The following is an 18,917-nucleotide window of genomic DNA, read 5'->3' as shown; positions in this document are numbered from 1 at the left end:
CCTGCTTCCAAGGGTGTGAGCAGCCGTGCTGACCGAGCTGATGTGCCGGAGGAAGTCCCATGAGCCTCACACTCGTCGCGCCCCTCACCGAAGCCCCCGCCGCCGCACTCGCCCCGCGTGAGCAGGAGGCGCTGCGCCACATCGCCGCCGGGTGCACCTACGTGCAGACGGCCCGCTCCATGGGACTCTCCAAGCACACGGTCGACGCCTACCTGCGCCGCATCCGGGCCAAGCTGGGCATCAACACCACGGCCGAGATGACCCGTCTGGCCATATCCCTGGGCCTGTGACCCCGGGCCTGTCTGTTGACTCCGGGCCTGTCTGTGACCCCGGACCTGTGACCCCGGACCTGTGACACCGCCCGTGGCCTACGGCCCGTCCGGCGGGCCGCAGAACACCGGCCGCGCCCAGACCGGGGGCTCCAGCGGCGGCTCGCCGCTCCCCGGACCCCCGGGAGTCCGGGGATCCACCCGGGGCAGCGGACCTGCGCGCTTGACCCCGCCGGTGGCGGAGCGCAGAGCCGCCACGAATTCCAGGCAGGAGTCGTAGCGGTCCTCCGGGACCTTCGCCAGAGCCTTCGCCAGTACATCGCCGGCCGCCGGCGCGACATCGGGCCGCTTCTCCGTCAGGGGAGGCGGCTTGTCGTATTGGTGCGCCCACAGCAGCGCGGGGGCGTCGTCCCGCTCGAAGGGCGGCCCGCCGGTGAGGGATTCGTAGACGACACAGCCGAGGCTGTAGAGATCGCACCGGCCGTCGACCGGCCGGCCGGAGATCTGTTCCGGCGCCATGTAGTCGACCGTGCCGACGAACTCGCCCGCCGTGGTGAACCCCGTGAGCGCCAGCGACTTCTTCGTCAGTCCGAAGTCCGTGAGGTAGATGTGCTCCGGGTGGTCGCTGTCGGTGCCCTCGGCGACGAGGATGTTGCCGGGCTTGACGTCCCGGTGGACCAGATCGTGTGCATGGGCGGCGTCGAGCGCCGACGCCACCTGGGCCGCGATGCGCAGCGCGGTCGGAACGGGGAGCGGGCCGTCCCGGTCCAGCAGGGCCCGCAGGTCCAGCCCGGCGACGTACCGCATGGCGATGTACAGGACCCCGTCGGTCTCACCGGCTTCGAAGACGGGCACGATGTGCGGGTGGTCAATCCTCGCGGCCACCCGGGATTCGTGGGCGAATCGGCGCCGGAAGACCTCGTCGCGGACGCGCTCCGGGGCGATCAGCTTGAGCGCGACCGTACGGTCCAGGCGCAAATCCTTGGCCTGGTAGACGACGGCCATGCCGCCCCGGCCGATGATGCGCTCGATCCGGTAGCCGGCGATCTGCTTGCCGATCAGGCCGGAGGCCCGGCCCGGGTAAAGGCTCCGGTTCGCTGCCGTGCCCATCAGGCGCCTCCCGCCGCAAGTCTATCCAGTGGTCCACACGCACGCCCGTGGGGGCGAGCGGCGCTCGCCCCCACGGGGGATGGTGTGTCCCGGCCCGGCGGGTCAGTCGGATCCGCCGGCGCCGCCGTTGCCGCCCCGGCCGCTGCTCTGGCAGCCGATGCCGATGCAGATTCCACCGGTACCGCCCTTGCCGCCCTTGCCGCCGTCACCGCCGGGGAGCGCGATGCCGCCGGTGCCTCCGTTTCCACCGTTGACGCTGCCACTGCAGAACCCGGCGCAGATTCCGCCCTTGCCGCCCTGGTTGCCTTCTCCGGCCGGTCGGCCCTGGGTGCCGGTCCCGCCGTTGGCGCTGCCGTTGCACAGTCCGGCGCAAACCCCGCCGTTGCCACCGTTGGTGCCGTTGACGGATCCGTTGCACTTGCCCGCGCACACCTTGTCCCCGACGCGGACGCTGCCGTTGCCGACTTGGACCTTGCTGCTGAGCCGTGTGCCCGGTCTGCTGTCACTGCTGTCGTGTCCGTTCCAGCCGCTGGACACCGGGGGGGTCTGGACCGGCGATGCCGGAGCCGCCATGGCCGCGGGGGCCATCGCACCGGCGCCGATCAGGGTCGACGATATGACGAGACCGATTCGGAACTTCCAAGAACGCAGACGCATGGGATTCTCCTTTGTCAAGAAATGATCGAATGCGGGACCGGGAATCAGGCCGGAAAAAGGGCCCGCCCGGCCACCGGCCGGGCGGGCCCGCATGTCACGCGAGAGGGGAAAGGGGGGAGCCGGTACCCGCACCCATCAGGGCCAGCCAGTCGCCTTCGAGGTAGCTCTTCTTCCAGGTGTCGATCTGGTCGGTCGAGATCTCGTACTTCTTGGCGATCTTTTCCTTCGTCTTGTCGGAGTCGTCGGCCAGCAGGGTCACCACGATGCGCACCTTGTCCACCATCGTCAGCTCCGCCTTGGGCTTGTCCGGCAGGTCTTCGAACCGGAAGCAGCCGGTTCGGCCGGGCTTGCCGGGCTCCCCGGGCTTGCCGGGCTTACCGCCCTTGCCGCCCTCTCCGCCTTCGCCGCCCTCGCCACCTTCGCCGCCGCCGAAGCCGCCGATTCCGCAGAAGGCGGGCTGGCCGGCCTGGGCCGAGGAGGAGGCGCTTGCGGGAGTGTGGGACTGCGACGCTTGTGCGGCGCACGCCGTACCGGTGACGAAAGCCAGGGAGGCCGCCGCCAGGATGAGCGGACGCTGCCAGGGGCTCGTGAACATGGGGGTTCTCCGTTTCCGTAAGCACGGGTGTCGCAGATGAGAAAGGTGGGGGGTGGGGGTGGAGGCCCTGAAGGCCCCCACCCCCGTGAAGCGCGGTTTCCGTCAAGCGCGGTTAGAAGATGCTGCCGCCTCCGGCACCACCGACGCCGCCGAGACCGCCGAGGAGGTTGCCGAAGCCGCCCTTGCCGCCCTTGCCGCCGTTGCCGCCCTCGAAGACTCCGAAGCCGCCCTTGCCGCCGTTGCCGCCCTTGCCGCCGATCAGCCAGCCGTCGCCGCCGTTGCCGGCGTTGCCACCGCTGCCTCCGAAGAGACCGCCGCCACCGCCGCCGCCGTTGCCGCCCTTGCCGCCGATCTTCCCTTCGCCGCCGCCACCGCCGCCGCCGCCACCGCCGCCGGAGAGGACTCCGGTCCCGCCCTTGCCGCCGTTGCCGCCGGCGCCGCCGGTACCGAGGACGCTGCCGCCGCCGGAGCCGCCGGAGCCGCCGCCGCCGCCGATGAGGCCGCCGCCGCCTTCGCCGCCGTCCCCTCCGGCGCCACCGGCGGCCGGGAGGGCGGTGGCCACATGGGCGGGCATCGAGGCTGCCGTAGCCATGGATGCCGGAATGAGGACCCCTCCGGAGATCATGGCGGCCGAGGCGACCAGAGTTGCGATGCGGAATCCGCGACGGTTGGTACGGACGACGTTGTTGGTGCTGGTCTTACGGTTCATGGCCTTCTCCTACTGATCCAGAGGGATATGTGACGCCCCGGAAATCCGGGACGGTGCGGTAATTTGGTGAGAGGAGGAGTTCCTCTGAGAGGTTTTCCTTCTCTTCCCTGTTGCCTCATTTCCTTTTCGGTGAGGCCCGCATCACCAGTAAGCCCCGGGGGGTGCATCGGGGTCACGTTCCGGAAGTTCGGGACTTGACACCCTGCGCATCACCGGTTAAAAGCCCGGGAGGTCCCGTGAAGGGCACACCATCCCTCTGGTTCCTGGCATCCACGACGGCCTGCGCATTGCTGGTGGCCGCCGGCCCCGGCGCCGCGGCGGAGACGGCCGGGCGGTCCGCCGCCGCCACTGCCTGTACGGGCGGGCAGCTCATCGCGGACAGCGCGCAGCGGACCGGGAACAGCCAGGTCCGGATCACCGTGGTCAACGACGGCCCGGGGGCGTGCGTCCTACGGGGCTTCCCCACCGTGGCCCTCGCGGGCCAGGGCTCCCCGGACAGGAACAAGCCGCTCGACGTGGTCCGCCAGGGCCCGGTGCACGAGGTACGGGTGTCGGTCGGCGGCCTGGCCTCGACGCTGCTCACCTTCGAACCGGTGCTCGGTGAGGCCGGCGGTTACTGCGCCTCCGGCGCCGAGCCGGCCGTGGCGCCTTCGGTGGTACTGGGCGTGGGAGGCGGCCATCTCCAGCTCGCGCCCGACGACGGCGGAAACTTCGCCCTCTGCGGCGACACCGTGCATGCCACGGCCTTCCGCGGCGGCGCTGCCTGACCGCCGCCCGCCGAAGGTGCCTGCCGGGTCAGAGGCCTCGGCGGAAGCGGTACGCGACCACGGAGGTCCAGAGCATCGCCGTGATGGCACCGACGGCCAGGGTCAGGGTGCCGGCCCGGCCGCCGCCCATCGCCCAGCCGTTCCCGATCAGGAGGGCGGTGCCGGCGACGCGGGAGGCGATCGCGTACCGGCGGTTCCCGGCGCGGGAGAAGTGCCGGCCCAGGACGTAGCAGGCGGCGACCAGCGAGGTGAAGGTGACCGTCCCGGCGGCGAAGTGGGCGTAGCTGTGCCAGGTGAGTGTGGCGGCCTGCGCCGAGGGGGCGCCCACGGGGAACCCGTCGACCGGGTCCATGACGAACGCTCCCGCGGCGATCATGCCGATGCCGACGATCCGGACCAGCCGTGGCGCCCACGTGCCTCCGGGGGCACCGTGCAGGACCCGGCGCAGGCCCGTCGCCCCGATGGCGAGCAGCGTTCCGGCGATCAGGAAGTTGACGATCTGGAGCCAGCCGGGGCCGCCGTTTCTCAGCGCGCTCAGCGGACTGGGCGCAGATCGCGGCCCTGTACGGGGGGCTGGCGCAGCTGCTGCCGACGGCGGTGGTCCAGCTCAACCGGGCGGTCGCGCTCGGGATGGCGGACGGGCCGCAGGCCGGCCTCGACCTCGTCGACTCCCTGGTCGCCGATCCCGTACTCCGCGACTACCACCTCCTGCCCAGTGTCCGCGGGGACCTGCTGCTGCGCCTGGACCGCGGCCAGGAGGCGCGACTGGAATTCCACCGGGCGGCGGCCCTGGCCAGGAACGCCGCCGAGCGCGCCTTCCTGCACCGGCGCGCGGAGGAGATCCCCGCCACCGCCGGCCCGCCCGGAGCGACCCTCGGCCGGGCGGCCGAGGACTTCCTGGGCCGGGAGGATCTGGACGCGGCCACGGTCCGGTCGTACGGCCAGACCCTGCGCCGCCTACGCCTGGCCCTCGGCGACAGCACTCCGCTGCCCTCCCTGACGGCCGACCGGGTGGCACGGGTCTGCGCGGCCGCCTGGGGCGCTGCGGCGGCCAGGACCTGGAACCGGCACCGCGCGGCCGTACGCTCCTTCGGCGCCTGGGCCGGCCTGGACGAGCTCGCGGCAGGGCTGGAGCGGCGGGCCGAGCCCCGTCCCCGGCCGTCCGCCCTGGGACCCGCGCAGCTCGACGTGCTCTGGAACACCCCGGACCTGCCGCTGCGCGAACAGACGCTGTGGCGGCTCCTGCACGAATCGGGGGCGGCTGTGAAGGCCGTCCTGTCCCTGAACGTGGAGGATCTGGACCTGCTCGACCGCCGGGCGCGCACGGGCCGCACCTGGGTGAACTGGCGTTCCGGGACCGCCCCGCTCCTGCCCCGGCTGCTGGCCGGCCGCACCCGGGGCCCCGTGTTCCTCTCCGACCGGCGGCCCGGACCGGCCCGGACACCCGGGCCGGCCGACCTGTGCCCGGACACGGGCCGGCGCCGCCTGTCCTACGAGCGTGCCGAGTACCTCTTCAAGGAGGCCACCAAGCCCCTGGACCCGACGCACCGGGGCTACACCCTCGGCCGCTCAAACCAGGTCCGCAGCCGCCCCGGGCCCGCTAGACCGGTGACCGGGACGACCGCGGGCACGGAAAGGTGCCCCTGCCGACTGTTGCGGTCAGCAGTAGCGCACCCAGTCGTGGGCCTGGACGTAGCGGGAGGGCACCCAGCCCGATCCGTCGGCGAGGTGGTACCAGCCGTCCTGCTGGCAGGCCATCTCGATGCGGCTGCCCGGGGACAGGCTCCACACCACGTGGGTCGGATTGGTACCGGTCGGCCGGATGCCCGTGCCCAACGACCGGATGCCCGTGCCGAACGGCCGGCGGCCCGTGCCGAACGGCCGGCGGCCAATCCGATCATGGTTCCGTCGCGAATCACCCGTAGCAGGACCTTGAGAGGTGAGCACGATGACGGACGAGGACTTCGAACTGCTCCTGGAACAGGCCCGAGCGGAACTACGCCGGACCGCCTTCCCCGCACCGCCCCCGGCCGACGACGCCGAGTACGCCTCACACGGACGGCACGCGGAATTCGGAGCGGCCGCCCACTGACCGGGCAGCCGATGCCGAGTGGTCGGCGGAGCCGGACCAGCCCCGGCCTGGGTCGGACCGCCGCCCGCCACCGCCTGGGGAGAGACGAGAAACTTCGGGAGCGGCCTGGAGGTCACGGTCGCCCAGCCCCACGCGTTCAGGGCGAGCGATACCGCCCGCAGGCCACCGGGCGGAAGACCAGGCCGTGACCTGGAAGATCACCAAGCAGCACGCACTGGACCGGCCCCCCGGAGCAGAAGGCGGTAGACGGCTGACGGGCCGGGCGGAGTGTCGCTGTCGGACGCGGTGGGTTCGGGAGCCGCGCAGACCGCTGCCACGACGGCGGAAGGGGCCGTCTGGCCGGGGAGGGCGCCGGGACGGAGGATGGGGACTGTGATGACGGTGTTGGTGGTCGGCGTACCGGAGGGCGTGGAACTGGAGCGGCTGCGGTCGCGGATCCAGAGCAACCCGCACTTCCAGGTCATCTCGCATGCCCACGAGCCCGCCGTCGCCCTCGCCCATGCCCGGATCCTGCTCCCCGACATCACCGTGCTCGCCCTGCGCGGCAGCCTCGACGGCGATCCGTCCGCGGCCGGTGTCTTCCGCGGGGTGCGGGCCTTGGACCCGCCCAGCGGTGTGGTGCTGCGTACGGCGGCGGGCGCGGAGGCCGGCCGGGCGCTGGCGGCGGTCGCCGTGGAGGGGGCGGTGCACGTGGTCCGCGAGGGGGACACCGAGGGGCTGATGCGCGCCCTGCGGACGATCGGCCTGCGCCGGGCCAGCTGCGACCCGGACGAGATGCCCTGAGGCCGGGGCCGCAGTCGGCCCCGGCCGGGCGGAGCTCAGCCGGTCTTCGCGGGCCGCGAACGGCCGAAGCGTCGTACGAGCGGGTTCTTGACCCAGGCGAAGAGCCCCCAGGACATCAGGAGCGTGACCACGCCGACGCCCGCCAGCAGGGCGAGGGTGACCGGGAGCGAGTACATCTCCTCGCCGAGCGCCCATCGTAGTGAGCACATCGTGATGTAGTGCAGCAGGTAGAAGGCGAAGGAGACCTCGCCCAGCCACACCATCGTGCGGTTGCGGAACAGGCTCGGCCCGCCCTTGATGTCCGCGCTCGCCGCTGCCGCGATCAGCAGAACGATCGGCAGGATCATCACGGCGCGCTGGCCGTAGAGGTAGGGCACGTGGAAGGTCAGCCAGTAGCCCGGCGGCCAGCAGCAGGCTCCACCAGACCATGCCGATGTTGCGCCAGCGCCCGTGCTTCACGGCGAGCGCCACCAGGATGCCGAGGGCGAAGTCGGCCATGCGGACCGGGGGCAGCACGTAGCTGAACCAGTACTGGGAGACCGAGCTGTCGTGACCGCTGGGGATCCGGTCGCCGCTCGGGAACAAGGCGTACGCGAGCGCGGGGGTGGCCACCACGGTGGCGATCGCACCGGTGATCCAGTACTTCAGGTGACCGGGGTCGATTCGCCGGAAGGCCTTCAGCAGGGCGGGGAAGCACAGGTAGAAGATCGCTTCTACGGCGAGTGGCCAACTCGGCGCGTTCACGCTGAAGTTGGTCATGTACTCCGGCCACCAGACCTGCACCATGAACAGGTTGGCCACGGCGACGCCCGCGGAGGTGTAGAACATCGCGAACAGCGACAGCGCGAGTGCCCAGGTGACCACGTAGGTCGGATAGATCTTGACGAACCGGCGCCGCCAGAACGCCGTCGTCGTGTCCCGGTCCCGGGCCGACCAGGTCAGGACGAACCCGCTGACCAGTGGGCCAGCCGGTTCTCGGTGCCCTCGTCCGCCAGCAGCCGCAGCGGGGGTATGCCGAGGAAGGCGTGGTGGGCGAAGACCAACAGCGCGGCCGGGAAGCGCAGGCCGGTGAGGGAGTCCACCCGGACCGTACGGGGGCGCTGCTGCGCTGCGGCCGGGGTGTTCCCGTGGATCGGCACGGAGCTCTCGCGGGGCGGCGCCGTGCTGGAGCGGGGTGGCGCAGAACCGGTCAGTACCTGGTCAGTGGCCATGGGGCTTCCGTTCTGGGATGTGGTCCTGCGGTGCATCCGGCGTGGTGCGGCCCAGCCCTGGTCGGCCGGTACAGCGCCTTGTACCGTCAGCCGCTCGTGGCCCACTCAAGAAGCCCGGCATGGCCGGTTCCGCCGGTTGACCGCACGCGCGGGGCCTTGACCTCAAGTCGAGTTGAGGTCCTACGGTCCGGCACATGACCACACACGAGACAGTCCAGACCGTCATTCCCGAGCGCTACCGCTCCGCCGTGGTGGCGCACATCATGGTGTCCGACGCGGCCCGCGCGCTCTCCTTCTACGAACAGGCCTTCGGCGCGGTCGAAGAGTTCCGCCTCGGCCACCCGGACGGCGGGGTCCTGCACGCCGAGATCCGGATCGGCGGGGCCGTCCTGATGCTCGGCGACGTCTCCGAGGGCCCCTTCACCGCGCCCTCCGAGCTGGGCGGGACCTCGGTCGCGCTGCACGTCTTCGTCCCGGACGTGGACGCGCTCGCCCGGACGGCGGTTGCCGCGGGGGCCGAGGTCGTGCAGGCGCCCGAGGACCAGTTCCACGGCGACCGGACCGCCATCCTGCGCGACCCCTTCGGACACCTGTGGGTGTTCCTGACCCACCTGGAGGACCTGCCGGAGGGGGAGTTGGAGCGCCGGCTCGCCGAGGGCGCGCGCTGACGGCCGGTACGGCCCGCCGGTCCGCCCCGACGCGGCCCTCGATGCTCACCGGTGCATGCGGGCGCCCTTCAGCGCCTTGTCCACGGAGTTGCGCGCACCATAGACGGCGATCCCGACCAGGTCGAGCAGATCCTTCCCCACCGCGGCCACCGCCGCCCGGTTGGCCGCGTCGTGGCCGGTGGCGAACAGGTCCGAGGTGAACACCGCGGTCGGCAGCCCGCGCCGCACCGCCCGCTCGTGCGCCGCCGTCACCGTTTCCTTCCCTCCCTCGAAGACCATGACGGGCTGGCGGAACATCGGCAGGTAGGGGGTTCCGTCGGCGTCCTCGTACGGCTCGCCGACCACCTCCGGGGACGCCGTTGCGAGCCCGCTGACCAGGAACGCGGTGACGTTGAGCCGTTGCCACGTCTCCAGGTCGTCGCGCAGCAGCACCGCGATCTTGGTGTCGAAGCGTACGGGCGCGTCCGCGCCGGCCTCCACCCCCTGGTCCGGGCCGCTCCCCTGCCGACTCTTCTCGTGCTTCTCGTGCTTCTCGTGCTTCTCGTGCTTCTCGTTGTTCTCGTGTTTCTCGTTGTTCTCTTCGCTCATGGCCCCAGCCTGCCGGGAGCGCGTTCGCGCGGTCTTGTACGTTCTTTGCGTGCAGCCCCAGCAGGAGGTATCGGCCTGGCGCCCGCGGGTCGCGGGTGTCGTCGAGGTCTTCCATGCCCGCTTCACCGCGCACGCCTACCCCATGCACGTCCACGACGAGTGGACCCTGCTGATCGTCGACGACGGCGCCGTCCGCTACGACCTGGACCGCCACCGGCGCGGCACCCCGGGCGGCACGGTGAGCCTGCTCCCGCCGCAGGTTCCGCACAACGGCTCCGCCGCGACCCCGCACGGGTTTCGCAAGCGTGTCGTCTACCTCGACACCACCCTGCTGGAGGAGCGTTTCATCGGCGCCGCCGTGGACGGTCCGGACCTCACCGACCCCGTACTGCGCCGACGCGTCGGGCAGCTGCACCGGGCTCTCGCCGCCCCCGGTGACGAGTTCGAGGCGGAGAGCCGGTTGGCCCTGATCGGCGAGCGGCTGCGCACCCTGCTCCGTCCGCGCCTCGAACTCCCCGCAGCCGACGCATCGACCGGCCCGAGCCCCGGCATCGCACGGAGCCTGCGCGAACTCCTCGACGAGCGGGCGGCCGGCGGCCTGTCGCTGGACGAGGCGGCCGGCCTGCTCCAGGCCCACCCCGCCCATCTGGTGCGCGCGTTCAGCGGCGCCTTCGGCATCGCCCCGCACCAGTACCTCGTCTCGCGCCGGGTCGCCCTGGCCCGCCGGCTGCTCCTCGACGGCCGGCCCGCCGCCGAGGTGGCGGTCGCGGCGGGCTTCTACGACCAGTCCCACTTCACCCGGCACTTCAAGCGCGTCGTCGGCACCACCCCGGGGCGCTACGCCCGCTCCGCGGCGTTCCGCTGACCGCAGCGCACGGGGCGAGTAGGGTGACGATCCATCAGGTCATGTGACCCGGACTCTTGACTCTGTACCCGGCAGTAGCGATTCTCGACGCAATGCTTGCGCGGGACATGACAAACAGGTGCCTGGGCGGCCACGCCTCCGGTGGACCGTGTCCTCGACCGCACCCTCCGCCGACCGAGGACGTGAGTAGTGGCCATCACCCGACAACCACAACGGCAACCGGGGCAGCAACCGGACCCGCACACGCACCCGCGCACCCACCGACGGCGGGGGCCGTTCGCGATCCTGTCCGTGCTCATGGGCCTGCTCGCCATGGCGCTCGGCCCCACCCCGGGAGCGGCGGCCGACAACGGCTGGTGGAACCCCACCGCACGCCCCGCACCCGACTCCGCGATCAACGTGACCGGCGAGCCCTTCAAGGGCACCGACGCCCAGGGGAACGTACGGGGCTTCGTCGACGCGCACGACCACATCATGTCCAACGAGGGCTTCGGCGGCCGGCTGATCTGCGGAAAGCCGTTCTCCGACGCCGGGGTGGCCGATGCGCTCAAGGACTGTCCCGAGCACTATCCCGACGGCAGTCTCGCGATCTTCGACTTCATCACCAAGGGCGGCGACGGCAAGCACGACCCCGACGGCTGGCCGACCTTCAAGGACTGGCCCGCCCACGACTCGCTGACCCACCAGCAGAACTACTACGCCTGGATCGAGCGGGCCTGGCGCGGCGGCCAGCGCGTGCTGGTCAACGACCTCGTCACCAACGGGGTGATCTGCTCGGTCTACTTCTTCAAGGACCGCTCCTGCGACGAGATGACCGCCATCCGCCTGGAGGCGCAGAAGACCTACGACATGCAGGCCTTCGTCGACAAGATGTACGGCGGCGCCGGCAAGGGGTGGTTCCGCATCGTCACCGACTCCGCGCAGGCCCGTGAGGTGATCAAGCAGGGCAAGCTGGCGGTGGTACTCGGCGTCGAGACCTCGGAGCCCTTCGGCTGCAAGCAGATCCTGGACATCTCGCAGTGCAGCAAGCAGGACATCGACCGCGGCCTCGACGAGCTGTACAACCTCGGCGTGCGCAGCATGTTCCTGTGCCACAAGTTCGACAACGCCCTGTGCGGGGTCCGCTTCGACGAGGGCGCGCTGGGAACGGCCATCAACGTCGGGCAGTTCCTGTCGACCGGCACCTTCTGGCAGACCGAGCAGTGCGCGGGCCCGCAGCACGACAACCCGATCGGACTGGCCCCGGCGGCCTCGGCCGAGAAGCAGCTGCCGGCCGGCGTGACGGTGCCCTCGTACGCCGCGGGCGCCCAGTGCAACACCCGCGGCCTCACCGAGCTCGGCGACTACGCGGTGCGCGGCATGATGAAACGCAAGATGATGCTCGAAATCGACCACATGAGCGTGAAGGCGGCCGGCCAGGCCTTCGACATCCTCGAGACCGAGTCGTACCCGGGCGTGATCTCCTCGCACAGCTGGATGGACCTGGGCTGGACCGAGCGGCTCTACAAGTTCGGCGGATTCGCGGCCCAGTACATGAGCGGGTCCGAGGCGTTCAGCGCGGAGGCCAAGCGGACGGACGCGCTGCGCGACAAGTACGGCGTCGGCTACGGCTACGGCACCGACATGAACGGCGTCGGCGGCTGGCCCGGTCCGCGCGGGGCGAACGCGCCCACCCCGGTCACGTACCCGTTCCGCAGCACCGACGGCGGTTCCGTCATCGACAAGCAGACCACCGGTCAGCGCACGTGGGACCTCAACACCGACGGCGCCTCGCACTACGGCCTGGTCCCCGACTGGATCGAGGACATCCGGCTGGTCGGCGGGCAGGGCGTGGTGGACGACCTGTTCAAGGGCGCCGAGTCCTACCTGCGCACCTGGGGATCCTCGGAGCGGCACAAGGCCGGGGTGAACCTCGCGGCGGGCGCGGCCTCCTCGGCGAGCTCCGCCGAGTGGAACCCGTTCGTCAGCTACGCGCCCGGCAAGGCCGTGGACGGCGACCGGGGCAGCCGCTGGGCGAGCGACTGGAACGACGACCAGTGGGTGCAGTTCGACCTGGGCTCCGCGGCCCTGGTCAAGCGGGTCACGCTCGAATGGGAGCGCGCGTACGGGAAGTCCTACCGCATCGAGCTCTCCCCGGACGGCACGAACTGGCAGACGGCCTGGTCCACGGCGAGCGGTGACGGCGGCCTGGACACGGCCCAGTTCTCGGGGGTCCCGGCCCGGTACGTGCGCGTCCACGGAGCGGGACGCGCTACCCAGTGGGGTTACTCCCTGTACGAAGTCGGCGTATACAGCAGCTGACGGCGTCGAGCGGGGTGTCCGGGGCCGGTGCGCCCGCGGACACCCCGCTCGGGGCACACCGGAGCGAAGGGGAACCCGTACATGGCACGGATGCCGTTGACCGACCGGCGCAGGCAGCTGACGGAGGCGGCGATCCGCGCGATGACCCGCGACGGGGTGTCCAGGACCACGACCCGGTCCATCGCCGCCGAGGCGGGCGTCTCCCTGAGCGTCTTCCACTACTGCTTCGACTCCAAGCAGGCTCTGCTGGAGTCGGTCATCGAGACCATCACCGCCCACTACGTCACCATCGTGAAGGCGGCGATCCTGCCGAGGCCGACGCTGCGGGAGACCATCCGGGCCGGTTTCCAGGCCTACTGGGATCATGTGGCGGCCAGCCCCGGCGCGCACATGCTGACTTACGAGCTCACCCAGTACGCGCTGCGTCAGCCCGAGTTCGGGCACCTGGCGCGCAAACAGTACGAGTCCTACTGCGATACGTACGCCCAGCTGATCGAGGAGCTGCGCCGGATCACGCCGTTCGAGCTCAGCGTGCCGGTGCCCGTACTGGCCCGCTATCTGGCGGCCATGACGGACGGGGTGACACTGAACTTCCTGGTCCTCGGCGACGACAAGGCCGCAGCCGAGATCCTGGACATGGTCACCGATCACGTGGCTGGACTCGTCACCACGGACTGACAACCCATCAGGCAGCCACCCGGAAGCCGACGTTGGACGTGGAACTGTCGGGGGTGTTGAAACTGTGGGCAGCGACCCGGTAGCGGTTGCAGTACGAGTCGTGGCAGAGGAAGGAACCGCCGCGCATCGCGCGCGAGGCGTACCCCTGGGCGAGCGTCCTCGGCGCCCATGAGGAACCGTCCCCCGGGCAGTTCGAGCAGACCGCGTACGGGCCGGGGCGCGGGGAGCAGCGTGACGGCGGCGGCCCGGGAGTCGTGCCCCGGGGCGCAACAGGGGAAAGTGGGGGGAGGACATGGTGGCCCCGGTAGTACTCCACGTATGGACCGACCCGTCGAGGTTCCACTTGGCGTCGACACATCCGGGCTGGAGCAGTGCGAATTCCTCGAAATGCGGCGGTGAGTCAGCGACGTTCCAGGAATTGAGGTATTTGCCGAAGAGACCCGTGCGATATCCGGCCTGCTTCAGATAGTGCTGGACGGTGGTGTTCTGGTCGAGCGACCGAGGCGGCATTGTTACGGACCCCGTGGTTGTGGGCGTGGCGCCCGGAGAACACCGAGGAGCGCGAGGGTGCGCACAGGGGGGTGTGGTGACGTGGCCGTGGTTGAACTTCACACCCTGTGGCCGGCAAGCCGGCCGATGGTCTTCTGGAGTGCCCAATCGGTCTGTTTCGGCTGGTCGTCGGTGACGATCAGCAGGATCTTCGGGCGTTTCGCAGCGGCCGCGGGGGCCGCCGAGGCCTGGCCGATCGAGGGAACGGTGACGGCGCCCCCCGCCGCTGCCGTACCGGCGAGGAACCCTCTCCTGCTGACCCGCGGCCGGACTTTCTTACTCATCGGCATTTCCTCCTGCTGTCCGAAGGGAAAATGGTGTGGCGGCCACTGCCATGCGGAGAGCGTGAAGGGAGCCGAATACCCGTTCAATGTACGGAGCGTGAAATGACGTCAGAACCGTGCGGGCCGGGGCGGGGCCGGCGGCGCGGGAGGGTCAGTCCAGGACCGGATGGACTTCCGGATGCAGGTCCCACCAGGCACGGTGGAAGGAGTTGTTGTCCACATTGGCCAGGTATGCGAGAGCTGCCGAGCGGTAGAAGAGTTCCGCCTGCAGGGCCGAGACCGTCGAGCGGTTCCAGGCGAGCCGGATGCGCCCCGTGATCGGCGCCCCGATCACCGGCCGCATCACCGTGCCCGCCACGGCGGGTGCGGTGGGCTGGCTGAGGGAGACGGCGCGGCCGGCGGAGATCAGGTCGTACTGCATCATGCGGTCGGTGATCCGGTAGCGCAGCGCGGGGACGAAGCCGGCTTTGGCGCAGGCTTCGATCAGCGCCTCGGGTCCGCCGTCGTCGTCCTCGACCAGGGTCATCCACTGCTCGTCGGCGAGGTCGGCGAGGTCGAGGGCCTCCAGCCGGGCCAGCGGGTGGCGGGCTGACATCCGGATGCAGAAGGGCTCCTTGGGGACCAGGGTGCGGGCCGCCACTCCCCCGGGCAGCGGCACCTCGTGGTCGTTCACCTCGCCGTACACGATGACGTCGTAGCGCCCCGCGCCGAGCATCCGTACCAGGGCGGTCACCGAGTCCTCCAGGTCCACGGTGATCTCGCGGCCCGACAGGACCAGGTCCTGCCGGGCGATCAGGCCGTCGATCAGGACCAGCAGGATGCAGCCCAGGCGCAGCGGGGCATCGGATGTGCGGTCCCGTGTCTCCGCGCCGAGGGCGTCCATCTCGCTGAGCACCCGGCGCGCCTTGGCCAGGACGAACTGGCCGAGCGGGGTGGGTTCGACTCCGAGCCGGCCCCGGACGAAGAGTTCGCCGCCGGTGACCCTCTCGATCCGGCGCAGCTGGGCGGAGAGCGCCGGCTGGGAGACCCCGAGTCTCCGTGCCGCACCCCCCAGGCTGCCGGTCTCCGCTATCTGGCAGACGGCTTGCAGATGTCTCAACTCCAGCTGCATCCCCGCAGCTTATGCAGCGCCACCCGTCCGCACCATAACGCCGGTCTTATGTCCGCAGGTATGTCCCGATCTCGTCATGGACACGCCCATACTCGGCCCGGAACAGCCAGATCCCCGTTCCCCTCCCCGCCTCCCCCACGATCGGAGTGGACTCTTGCAGCCCACCAGATGGATGGCCGCCCTCGCGGCCATGGTGCTGACCACGGGCCTCGCCGGCACGCTGGCCACCACCGCCACCGCCTCGCAGAACACGGATCCCGGCCCCGCCACGGCCGCCGAACGGGCGGTCGCCGCGGCCGACGCGGCCGTACGCAGCGGGCTCGACAGCCTGGTCAACTCCCCGCAGCAGCAGTACGACCGCCGCCTGGTCACCCCCTGGGTGAAGGACCTGTACTCCGTCGCGTACGAGCGCAGCTACCGCGGCCTGCCCGTGGTCGGCGGCGACGCGGTCGTCCTCGCGGACGGGCAGGGCCGGGTACGCGCCCTCCAGTCGGCCTCGGCGACCGTGATCGACGTGGCCACCACCGCCTCGGTCACGGCCTCGGCCGCCGAGGCCCTCGCGCGCGCCGAGCTGGTCAAGACCGACAAGGTGCAGAGCAGCCGGCTCGTCGTCAAGCTCAAGGACGACAAGCCGGTACTGGCCTGGGAGACCGTCCTGATCGGGCGGACCGCCAAGGCGCCCAGCAAGCTCCACGTGTTCGTGGACGCCCGCACCGGCAAGGTCGTCGACCGCTTCGACGAGGTGGTGGCGGGCAGCGGGAACAGCAAGTGGAACGGCCCGAACCCGCTGACCATCGACACCACCGCCTCCGGTGGCACCTACTCCCTGCGCGACCCGAACCGGACCGGCCTGAGTTGCGCCGATTACAGCTCCGGCACGGTCTTCTCGAAGTCCTCCGACTCCTGGGGCACCGGCAACCCCACGTCCAAGGAGACCGGCTGTACGGACCTGATGTTCGCGGCCCAGAAGCAGTGGGACATGCTGAGCCAGTGGCTCGGCCGCAACGGCGTCAACGGCAACGGCCGCAGCTTCCCGGCCAAGGTCGGTCTCAATGACGTGAACGCCTACTGGGACGGAAGCTCGGTCAGCATCGGCCACAACAACGCCAACGAGTGGATCGCCGGCGTGGACGTGGTGGCCCACGAGTACGGGCACGCCATCGACTCCAACACCCCGGGCGGCACCAGCGGCCAGGAATCCGGGCTCGGCGAGGCCACCGGTGACATCTTCGGCGCGCTGACCGAGGCCTTCATCAACGAGCCCTCCCCGTACGACACTCCGGACTACACCGTCGGCGAGATGATCAACCTCGTGGGCAACGGTCCGATCCGCAACATGTACAACCCGCCGGCCGTCAACAACGACCCTGCCTGCTACAGCTCCGCGATACCGGGTACCGAGGTGCACGCGGCAGCCGGCCCGCTCAACCACTGGTTCTACCTGCTCGCCGAGGGCACCAGCCCGGGCGGCGGCAAGCCGAACAGCAGCACCTGCAACCAGTCCACGCTGACCGGCGTGGGCGCACAGAACGCCGGCAAGATCTTCTACGGCGGCATGCTGCTGAAAACCTCCAGCATGTCCTACAAGAAGTACCGCACGGCGACACTGAGTTCCGCCAAGTCGCTGGACACCACCTGCAACCTGTTCAACAAGACCAAGGGCGCCTGGGACGCCATCAGCGTGCCCGCCCAGTCGGCCGACCCGACCTGCATTCCGAGCGGCGAGAACAGCGACTTCTCGCTCACGCTGAACCCGTCCTCGGGCACCGTCCAGCAAGGCGCGTCGGTCACCACCGCCGTCGCCACCACGGTCTCCCAGGGCACCGCCCAGCAGGTGACCCTCACCGCGACCGGCCTGCCGGCCGGAGTGAGCGCCACCTTCAACCCGGCCACCGTGCAGTCCGGCCAGTCCTCGACGCTGACCCTGACCGCCTCCTCCAGCGCGGCTCCCGGTTCCTCGGCCGTCGTCGTCAAGGGCCAGGGCACCAGCCTCTCGCACACCGTCGACTACGCACTCACCGTCGGCGGCACCACACCCAACCCCGGCGCGCCGAACATCGACGTGGCCGCCGTCCAGGCGCACCTGACCCAGCTGAACACGATCGCCTCCCAGAACGGCGGCAACCGCCGCGCGGGCAGCGCTGGTTACACCCAGTCGGTGGCGTACATCAAGGGCAAGCTGCAGGCGGCCGGCTACACGGTCAGCGAGCAGAACTGCAGCTCGTGCACCTACCCGTCGAACAACCTGATCGCCGACTGGCCCGGCGGCCCCGCCGACCAGACGATCATGTTCGGCGCGCACCTCGACAGCGTCTCGGCCGGTCCGGGCATCAACGACAACGGCTCGGGCTCCGCGACCCTGCTGGAGAACGCGCTCGTCCTCGCCCAGAAGAACCCCACCATGACCAAGCACGTGCGCTTCGCCTGGTGGACCGACGAGGAGCAGGGCCTCAACGGCTCGAAGTTCTACGTGAACCAGCTCACCAGCACCCAGAAGTCGGCCATCAAGGCCTACTACAACTTCGACATGGTCGGTTCGATCAACGGCGGCTACTTCATCAACAACGTCAACTCCACCGCGGCCGCCCCGCTCAAGGCCTACTGGACCTCCCTGAACCTCGCTCCCGAGGAGAACACCGAGGGACAGGGCCGCAGTGACGACTACTCCTTCCAGCAGGGCGGCATCCCCACCTCCGGCTACGCGGCCGGCGCCAGTGCCCGCAAGACCTCGGCGCAGGCCACGAAATGGGGCGGCACCGCGAACGCGGCGTACGACCCCTGCTACCACAGCTCCTGCGACACCACGAACAACATCAGCGCGACGGTCCTAGACCGCAGCGCGGACGGCGTGGCCTACACCGTCTGGAACCAGGCCGTCGGCGGGACCACCCCCGGCCCCGACTTCTCGATCAGCGCCTCCCCGGCCACCGGCAGCGCGGCCCAGGGCGGCAGCGCCTCCTCCACCATCAACACCGCGACCACCAGCGGCGCCGCCCAGACCGTCGCCCTGTCGGTGACGGGCGCCCCCGCCGGTGTGACGGCGAGCCTCAGCCCCACCTCGGTCCAGTCCGGCAGTTCCTCGACGCTCTCCGTGCAGGTCGGCGCGAGCGCCGCGCCCGGCACGTACTCCCTGACCGTCACCGGATCGGGTTCGGTCAGCCACACCACCACCTACACCCTGACCGTCACCGGCACCGGCCCCTCCTGCACCCCGCGCCAGCTCGTCGCCAACGGCGGGTTCGAGAGCGGCACCACCCCGTGGACGTCCACCTCGGGCGTCATCACCGACCAGGCCGGCCAGACCCCGCACGGCGGCACGTACAAGGCCTGGCTCAACGGCTACGGCCAGGCCCACACGGACAGCGCCTCCCAGTCGGTGACCATCCCGACCGGCTGCTCCTCGTACCAACTCGGCTTCTACCTGCACATCGACACCGACGAGACCGAGAACACCGTCTACGACACCTTCACGGTCTCGGTGGGCGGCCAGACGCTGGCGACCCTGTCCAACGTCAACGCGGCATCCGGCTACCAGCTCAAGACCTACGACGTCTCCCGGTTCGCCGGCCAGAGCGTCACCCTGAAGTTCCAGGGCGTGGAGGACGCCTCGCTCCAGACCTCCTTCGTCGTGGACGACGTCACCCTCCAGGTGAGCTGACGCACCCGGCACCCTGAGCACC

Annotated in this window: 21 protein-coding genes and 3 pseudogenes; 10 read left to right on the top strand and 14 right to left on the bottom strand. The window is 70.7% G+C overall.

Annotation, left to right across the window (positions count from 1 at the left end; genetic code table 11):
- Positions 1-59: 59 nt before the first annotated feature.
- Positions 60-290: a response regulator transcription factor gene (locus tag OTB20_RS09000; protein ID WP_267757128.1), complete on the top strand. Its 231-nt coding sequence runs from the start codon at positions 60-62 to the stop codon at positions 288-290.
- A gap of 78 nt (positions 291-368) precedes the next feature.
- Here the strand turns inward: OTB20_RS09000 and OTB20_RS08995 are convergent, their stop codons facing one another.
- The 4 genes from OTB20_RS08995 to OTB20_RS08980 all read right to left on the bottom strand — a co-directional run bounded on the left by OTB20_RS08995 (position 369) and on the right by OTB20_RS08980 (position 3,340).
- The gene (locus tag OTB20_RS08995) at positions 369-1,379 is read right to left on the bottom strand and encodes a serine/threonine-protein kinase (protein WP_267816196.1); all 1,011 of its coding nucleotides are present in this window, start codon (positions 1,377-1,379) and stop codon (positions 369-371) included.
- 102 nt (positions 1,380-1,481) lie between these two features.
- Positions 1,482-2,036 (bottom strand): hypothetical protein, encoded by a 555-nt coding sequence (locus tag OTB20_RS08990; RefSeq protein WP_267816194.1) that lies wholly within the window; start codon positions 2,034-2,036, stop codon positions 1,482-1,484.
- Positions 2,037-2,130: 94 nt separating this feature from the next.
- Entirely contained in the window at positions 2,131-2,631 is a 501-nt protein-coding gene (locus OTB20_RS08985) for a helix-turn-helix domain-containing protein (protein WP_267816192.1), read from the bottom strand.
- A 112-nt stretch (positions 2,632-2,743) separates the two neighbouring features.
- A complete protein-coding gene (locus OTB20_RS08980) occupies positions 2,744-3,340 on the bottom strand; it encodes a hypothetical protein (protein WP_267816190.1) in 597 nt (198 codons plus the stop codon).
- A gap of 236 nt (positions 3,341-3,576) precedes the next feature.
- Between OTB20_RS08980 and OTB20_RS08975 the strand changes: the two genes are divergently transcribed.
- Complete coding sequence (locus OTB20_RS08975) at positions 3,577-4,107, top strand: DUF4232 domain-containing protein (RefSeq protein WP_267816187.1); 531 nt, start codon at positions 3,577-3,579, stop codon at positions 4,105-4,107.
- Between the two features lie 28 nt (positions 4,108-4,135).
- On the opposite strand, the gene OTB20_RS08970 is transcribed toward OTB20_RS08975, so the two are convergent.
- Positions 4,136-4,636 carry a DUF998 domain-containing protein gene (locus OTB20_RS08970; RefSeq protein WP_267816324.1) on the bottom strand — a complete coding sequence of 167 codons (501 nt, stop codon included), beginning with the start codon at positions 4,634-4,636 and terminating at the stop codon, positions 4,136-4,138.
- Between the two features lie 5 nt (positions 4,637-4,641).
- Positions 4,642-4,884 (bottom strand): hypothetical protein, encoded by a 243-nt coding sequence (locus tag OTB20_RS08965; RefSeq protein WP_267816332.1) that lies wholly within the window; start codon positions 4,882-4,884, stop codon positions 4,642-4,644.
- On the opposite strand from OTB20_RS08965, the pseudogene OTB20_RS08960 reads away from it, so the two are divergent.
- A pseudogene (locus OTB20_RS08960) lies at positions 4,780-5,199 on the top strand (site-specific integrase); the annotation flags it as partial. The gene OTB20_RS08965 and the pseudogene OTB20_RS08960 sit on opposite strands and share 105 nt — an antisense overlap.
- A 567-nt stretch (positions 5,200-5,766) precedes the next feature.
- Here the strand turns inward: OTB20_RS08960 and OTB20_RS08955 are convergent.
- On the bottom strand, positions 5,767-5,943 hold the full coding sequence (locus OTB20_RS08955) for a hypothetical protein (protein WP_267816331.1): 177 nt from the start codon (positions 5,941-5,943) through the stop codon (positions 5,767-5,769).
- A gap of 103 nt (positions 5,944-6,046) precedes the next feature.
- Here OTB20_RS08955 and OTB20_RS08950 point away from each other — a divergent pair, with 103 nt between their 5' ends.
- On the top strand, positions 6,047-6,199 hold the full coding sequence (locus tag OTB20_RS08950) for a hypothetical protein (protein WP_267757120.1): 153 nt from the start codon (positions 6,047-6,049) through the stop codon (positions 6,197-6,199).
- A gap of 375 nt (positions 6,200-6,574) precedes the next feature.
- Positions 6,575-6,982: a hypothetical protein gene (locus tag OTB20_RS08945; protein WP_267816185.1), complete on the top strand. Its 408-nt coding sequence runs from the start codon at positions 6,575-6,577 to the stop codon at positions 6,980-6,982.
- Positions 6,983-7,017: 35 nt separating this feature from the next.
- On the opposite strand, the gene OTB20_RS08940 is transcribed toward OTB20_RS08945, so the two are convergent.
- The 3 genes and pseudogenes from OTB20_RS08940 to OTB20_RS08930 all read right to left on the bottom strand — a co-directional run bounded on the left by OTB20_RS08940 (position 7,018) and on the right by OTB20_RS08930 (position 8,193).
- Positions 7,018-7,359 (bottom strand): hypothetical protein, encoded by a 342-nt coding sequence (locus OTB20_RS08940; RefSeq protein WP_267816183.1) that lies wholly within the window; start codon positions 7,357-7,359, stop codon positions 7,018-7,020.
- Positions 7,360-7,432: 73 nt separating this feature from the next.
- Positions 7,433-7,924 (bottom strand): annotated as a pseudogene (locus OTB20_RS08935) (acyltransferase family protein); the annotation flags it as partial.
- Entirely contained in the window at positions 7,921-8,193 is a 273-nt protein-coding gene (locus OTB20_RS08930; RefSeq protein ID WP_267816182.1) for a hypothetical protein, read from the bottom strand. The gene OTB20_RS08930 and the pseudogene OTB20_RS08935, both read right to left, overlap by 4 nt.
- Before the next feature lie 194 nt (positions 8,194-8,387).
- Between OTB20_RS08930 and OTB20_RS08925 the strand changes: the two genes are divergently transcribed.
- On the top strand, positions 8,388-8,861 hold the full coding sequence (locus OTB20_RS08925) for a VOC family protein (RefSeq protein ID WP_267816180.1): 474 nt from the start codon (positions 8,388-8,390) through the stop codon (positions 8,859-8,861).
- Positions 8,862-8,906: 45 nt separating this feature from the next.
- Here OTB20_RS08925 and OTB20_RS08920 read toward each other — a convergent pair whose 3' ends face one another.
- On the bottom strand, positions 8,907-9,449 hold the full coding sequence (locus tag OTB20_RS08920) for a DUF2000 domain-containing protein (protein ID WP_267816178.1): 543 nt from the start codon (positions 9,447-9,449) through the stop codon (positions 8,907-8,909).
- A 49-nt stretch (positions 9,450-9,498) separates the two neighbouring features.
- Between OTB20_RS08920 and OTB20_RS08915 the strand changes: the two genes are divergently transcribed.
- From OTB20_RS08915 to OTB20_RS08905, 3 genes are all read left to right on the top strand, one after another.
- Positions 9,499-10,314 carry a helix-turn-helix domain-containing protein gene (locus tag OTB20_RS08915; RefSeq protein ID WP_267816176.1) on the top strand — a complete coding sequence of 272 codons (816 nt, stop codon included), beginning with the start codon at positions 9,499-9,501 and terminating at the stop codon, positions 10,312-10,314.
- Positions 10,315-10,611: 297 nt separating this feature from the next.
- Positions 10,612-12,615, top strand: coding sequence for a discoidin domain-containing protein (locus OTB20_RS08910; protein WP_420716359.1), 2,004 nt, complete (start codon positions 10,612-10,614; stop codon positions 12,613-12,615).
- 81 nt (positions 12,616-12,696) lie between these two features.
- On the top strand, positions 12,697-13,293 hold the full coding sequence (locus tag OTB20_RS08905; RefSeq protein WP_267816174.1) for a TetR/AcrR family transcriptional regulator: 597 nt from the start codon (positions 12,697-12,699) through the stop codon (positions 13,291-13,293).
- A gap of 7 nt (positions 13,294-13,300) precedes the next feature.
- Here OTB20_RS08905 and OTB20_RS08900 read toward each other — a convergent pair.
- The 3 genes and pseudogenes from OTB20_RS08900 to OTB20_RS08890 all read right to left on the bottom strand — a co-directional run.
- A pseudogene (locus OTB20_RS08900) lies at positions 13,301-13,429 on the bottom strand (SUMF1/EgtB/PvdO family nonheme iron enzyme); the annotation flags it as partial.
- Positions 13,430-13,901: 472 nt separating this feature from the next.
- On the bottom strand, positions 13,902-14,126 hold the full coding sequence (locus OTB20_RS08895) for a twin-arginine translocation signal domain-containing protein (protein ID WP_267816173.1): 225 nt from the start codon (positions 14,124-14,126) through the stop codon (positions 13,902-13,904).
- A gap of 151 nt (positions 14,127-14,277) precedes the next feature.
- A complete protein-coding gene (locus OTB20_RS08890) occupies positions 14,278-15,237 on the bottom strand; it encodes a LysR family transcriptional regulator (RefSeq protein ID WP_267757111.1) in 960 nt (319 codons plus the stop codon).
- Between the two features lie 172 nt (positions 15,238-15,409).
- Here OTB20_RS08890 and OTB20_RS08885 point away from each other — a divergent pair, with 172 nt between their 5' ends.
- A complete protein-coding gene (locus OTB20_RS08885) occupies positions 15,410-18,895 on the top strand; it encodes a M28 family peptidase (RefSeq protein ID WP_267816320.1) in 3,486 nt (1,161 codons plus the stop codon).
- Positions 18,896-18,917: the final 22 nt, after the last annotated feature.

Origin of the sequence: Streptomyces sp. H27-H1 (assembly GCF_026627445.1) — a bacterium.
Classification (GTDB): Bacteria; Actinomycetota; Actinomycetes; order Streptomycetales; family Streptomycetaceae; genus Streptomyces.
The sequence above is the reverse complement of the archived record's forward strand: the minus strand, read 5'-3'. Positions and strand labels throughout refer to the sequence as shown.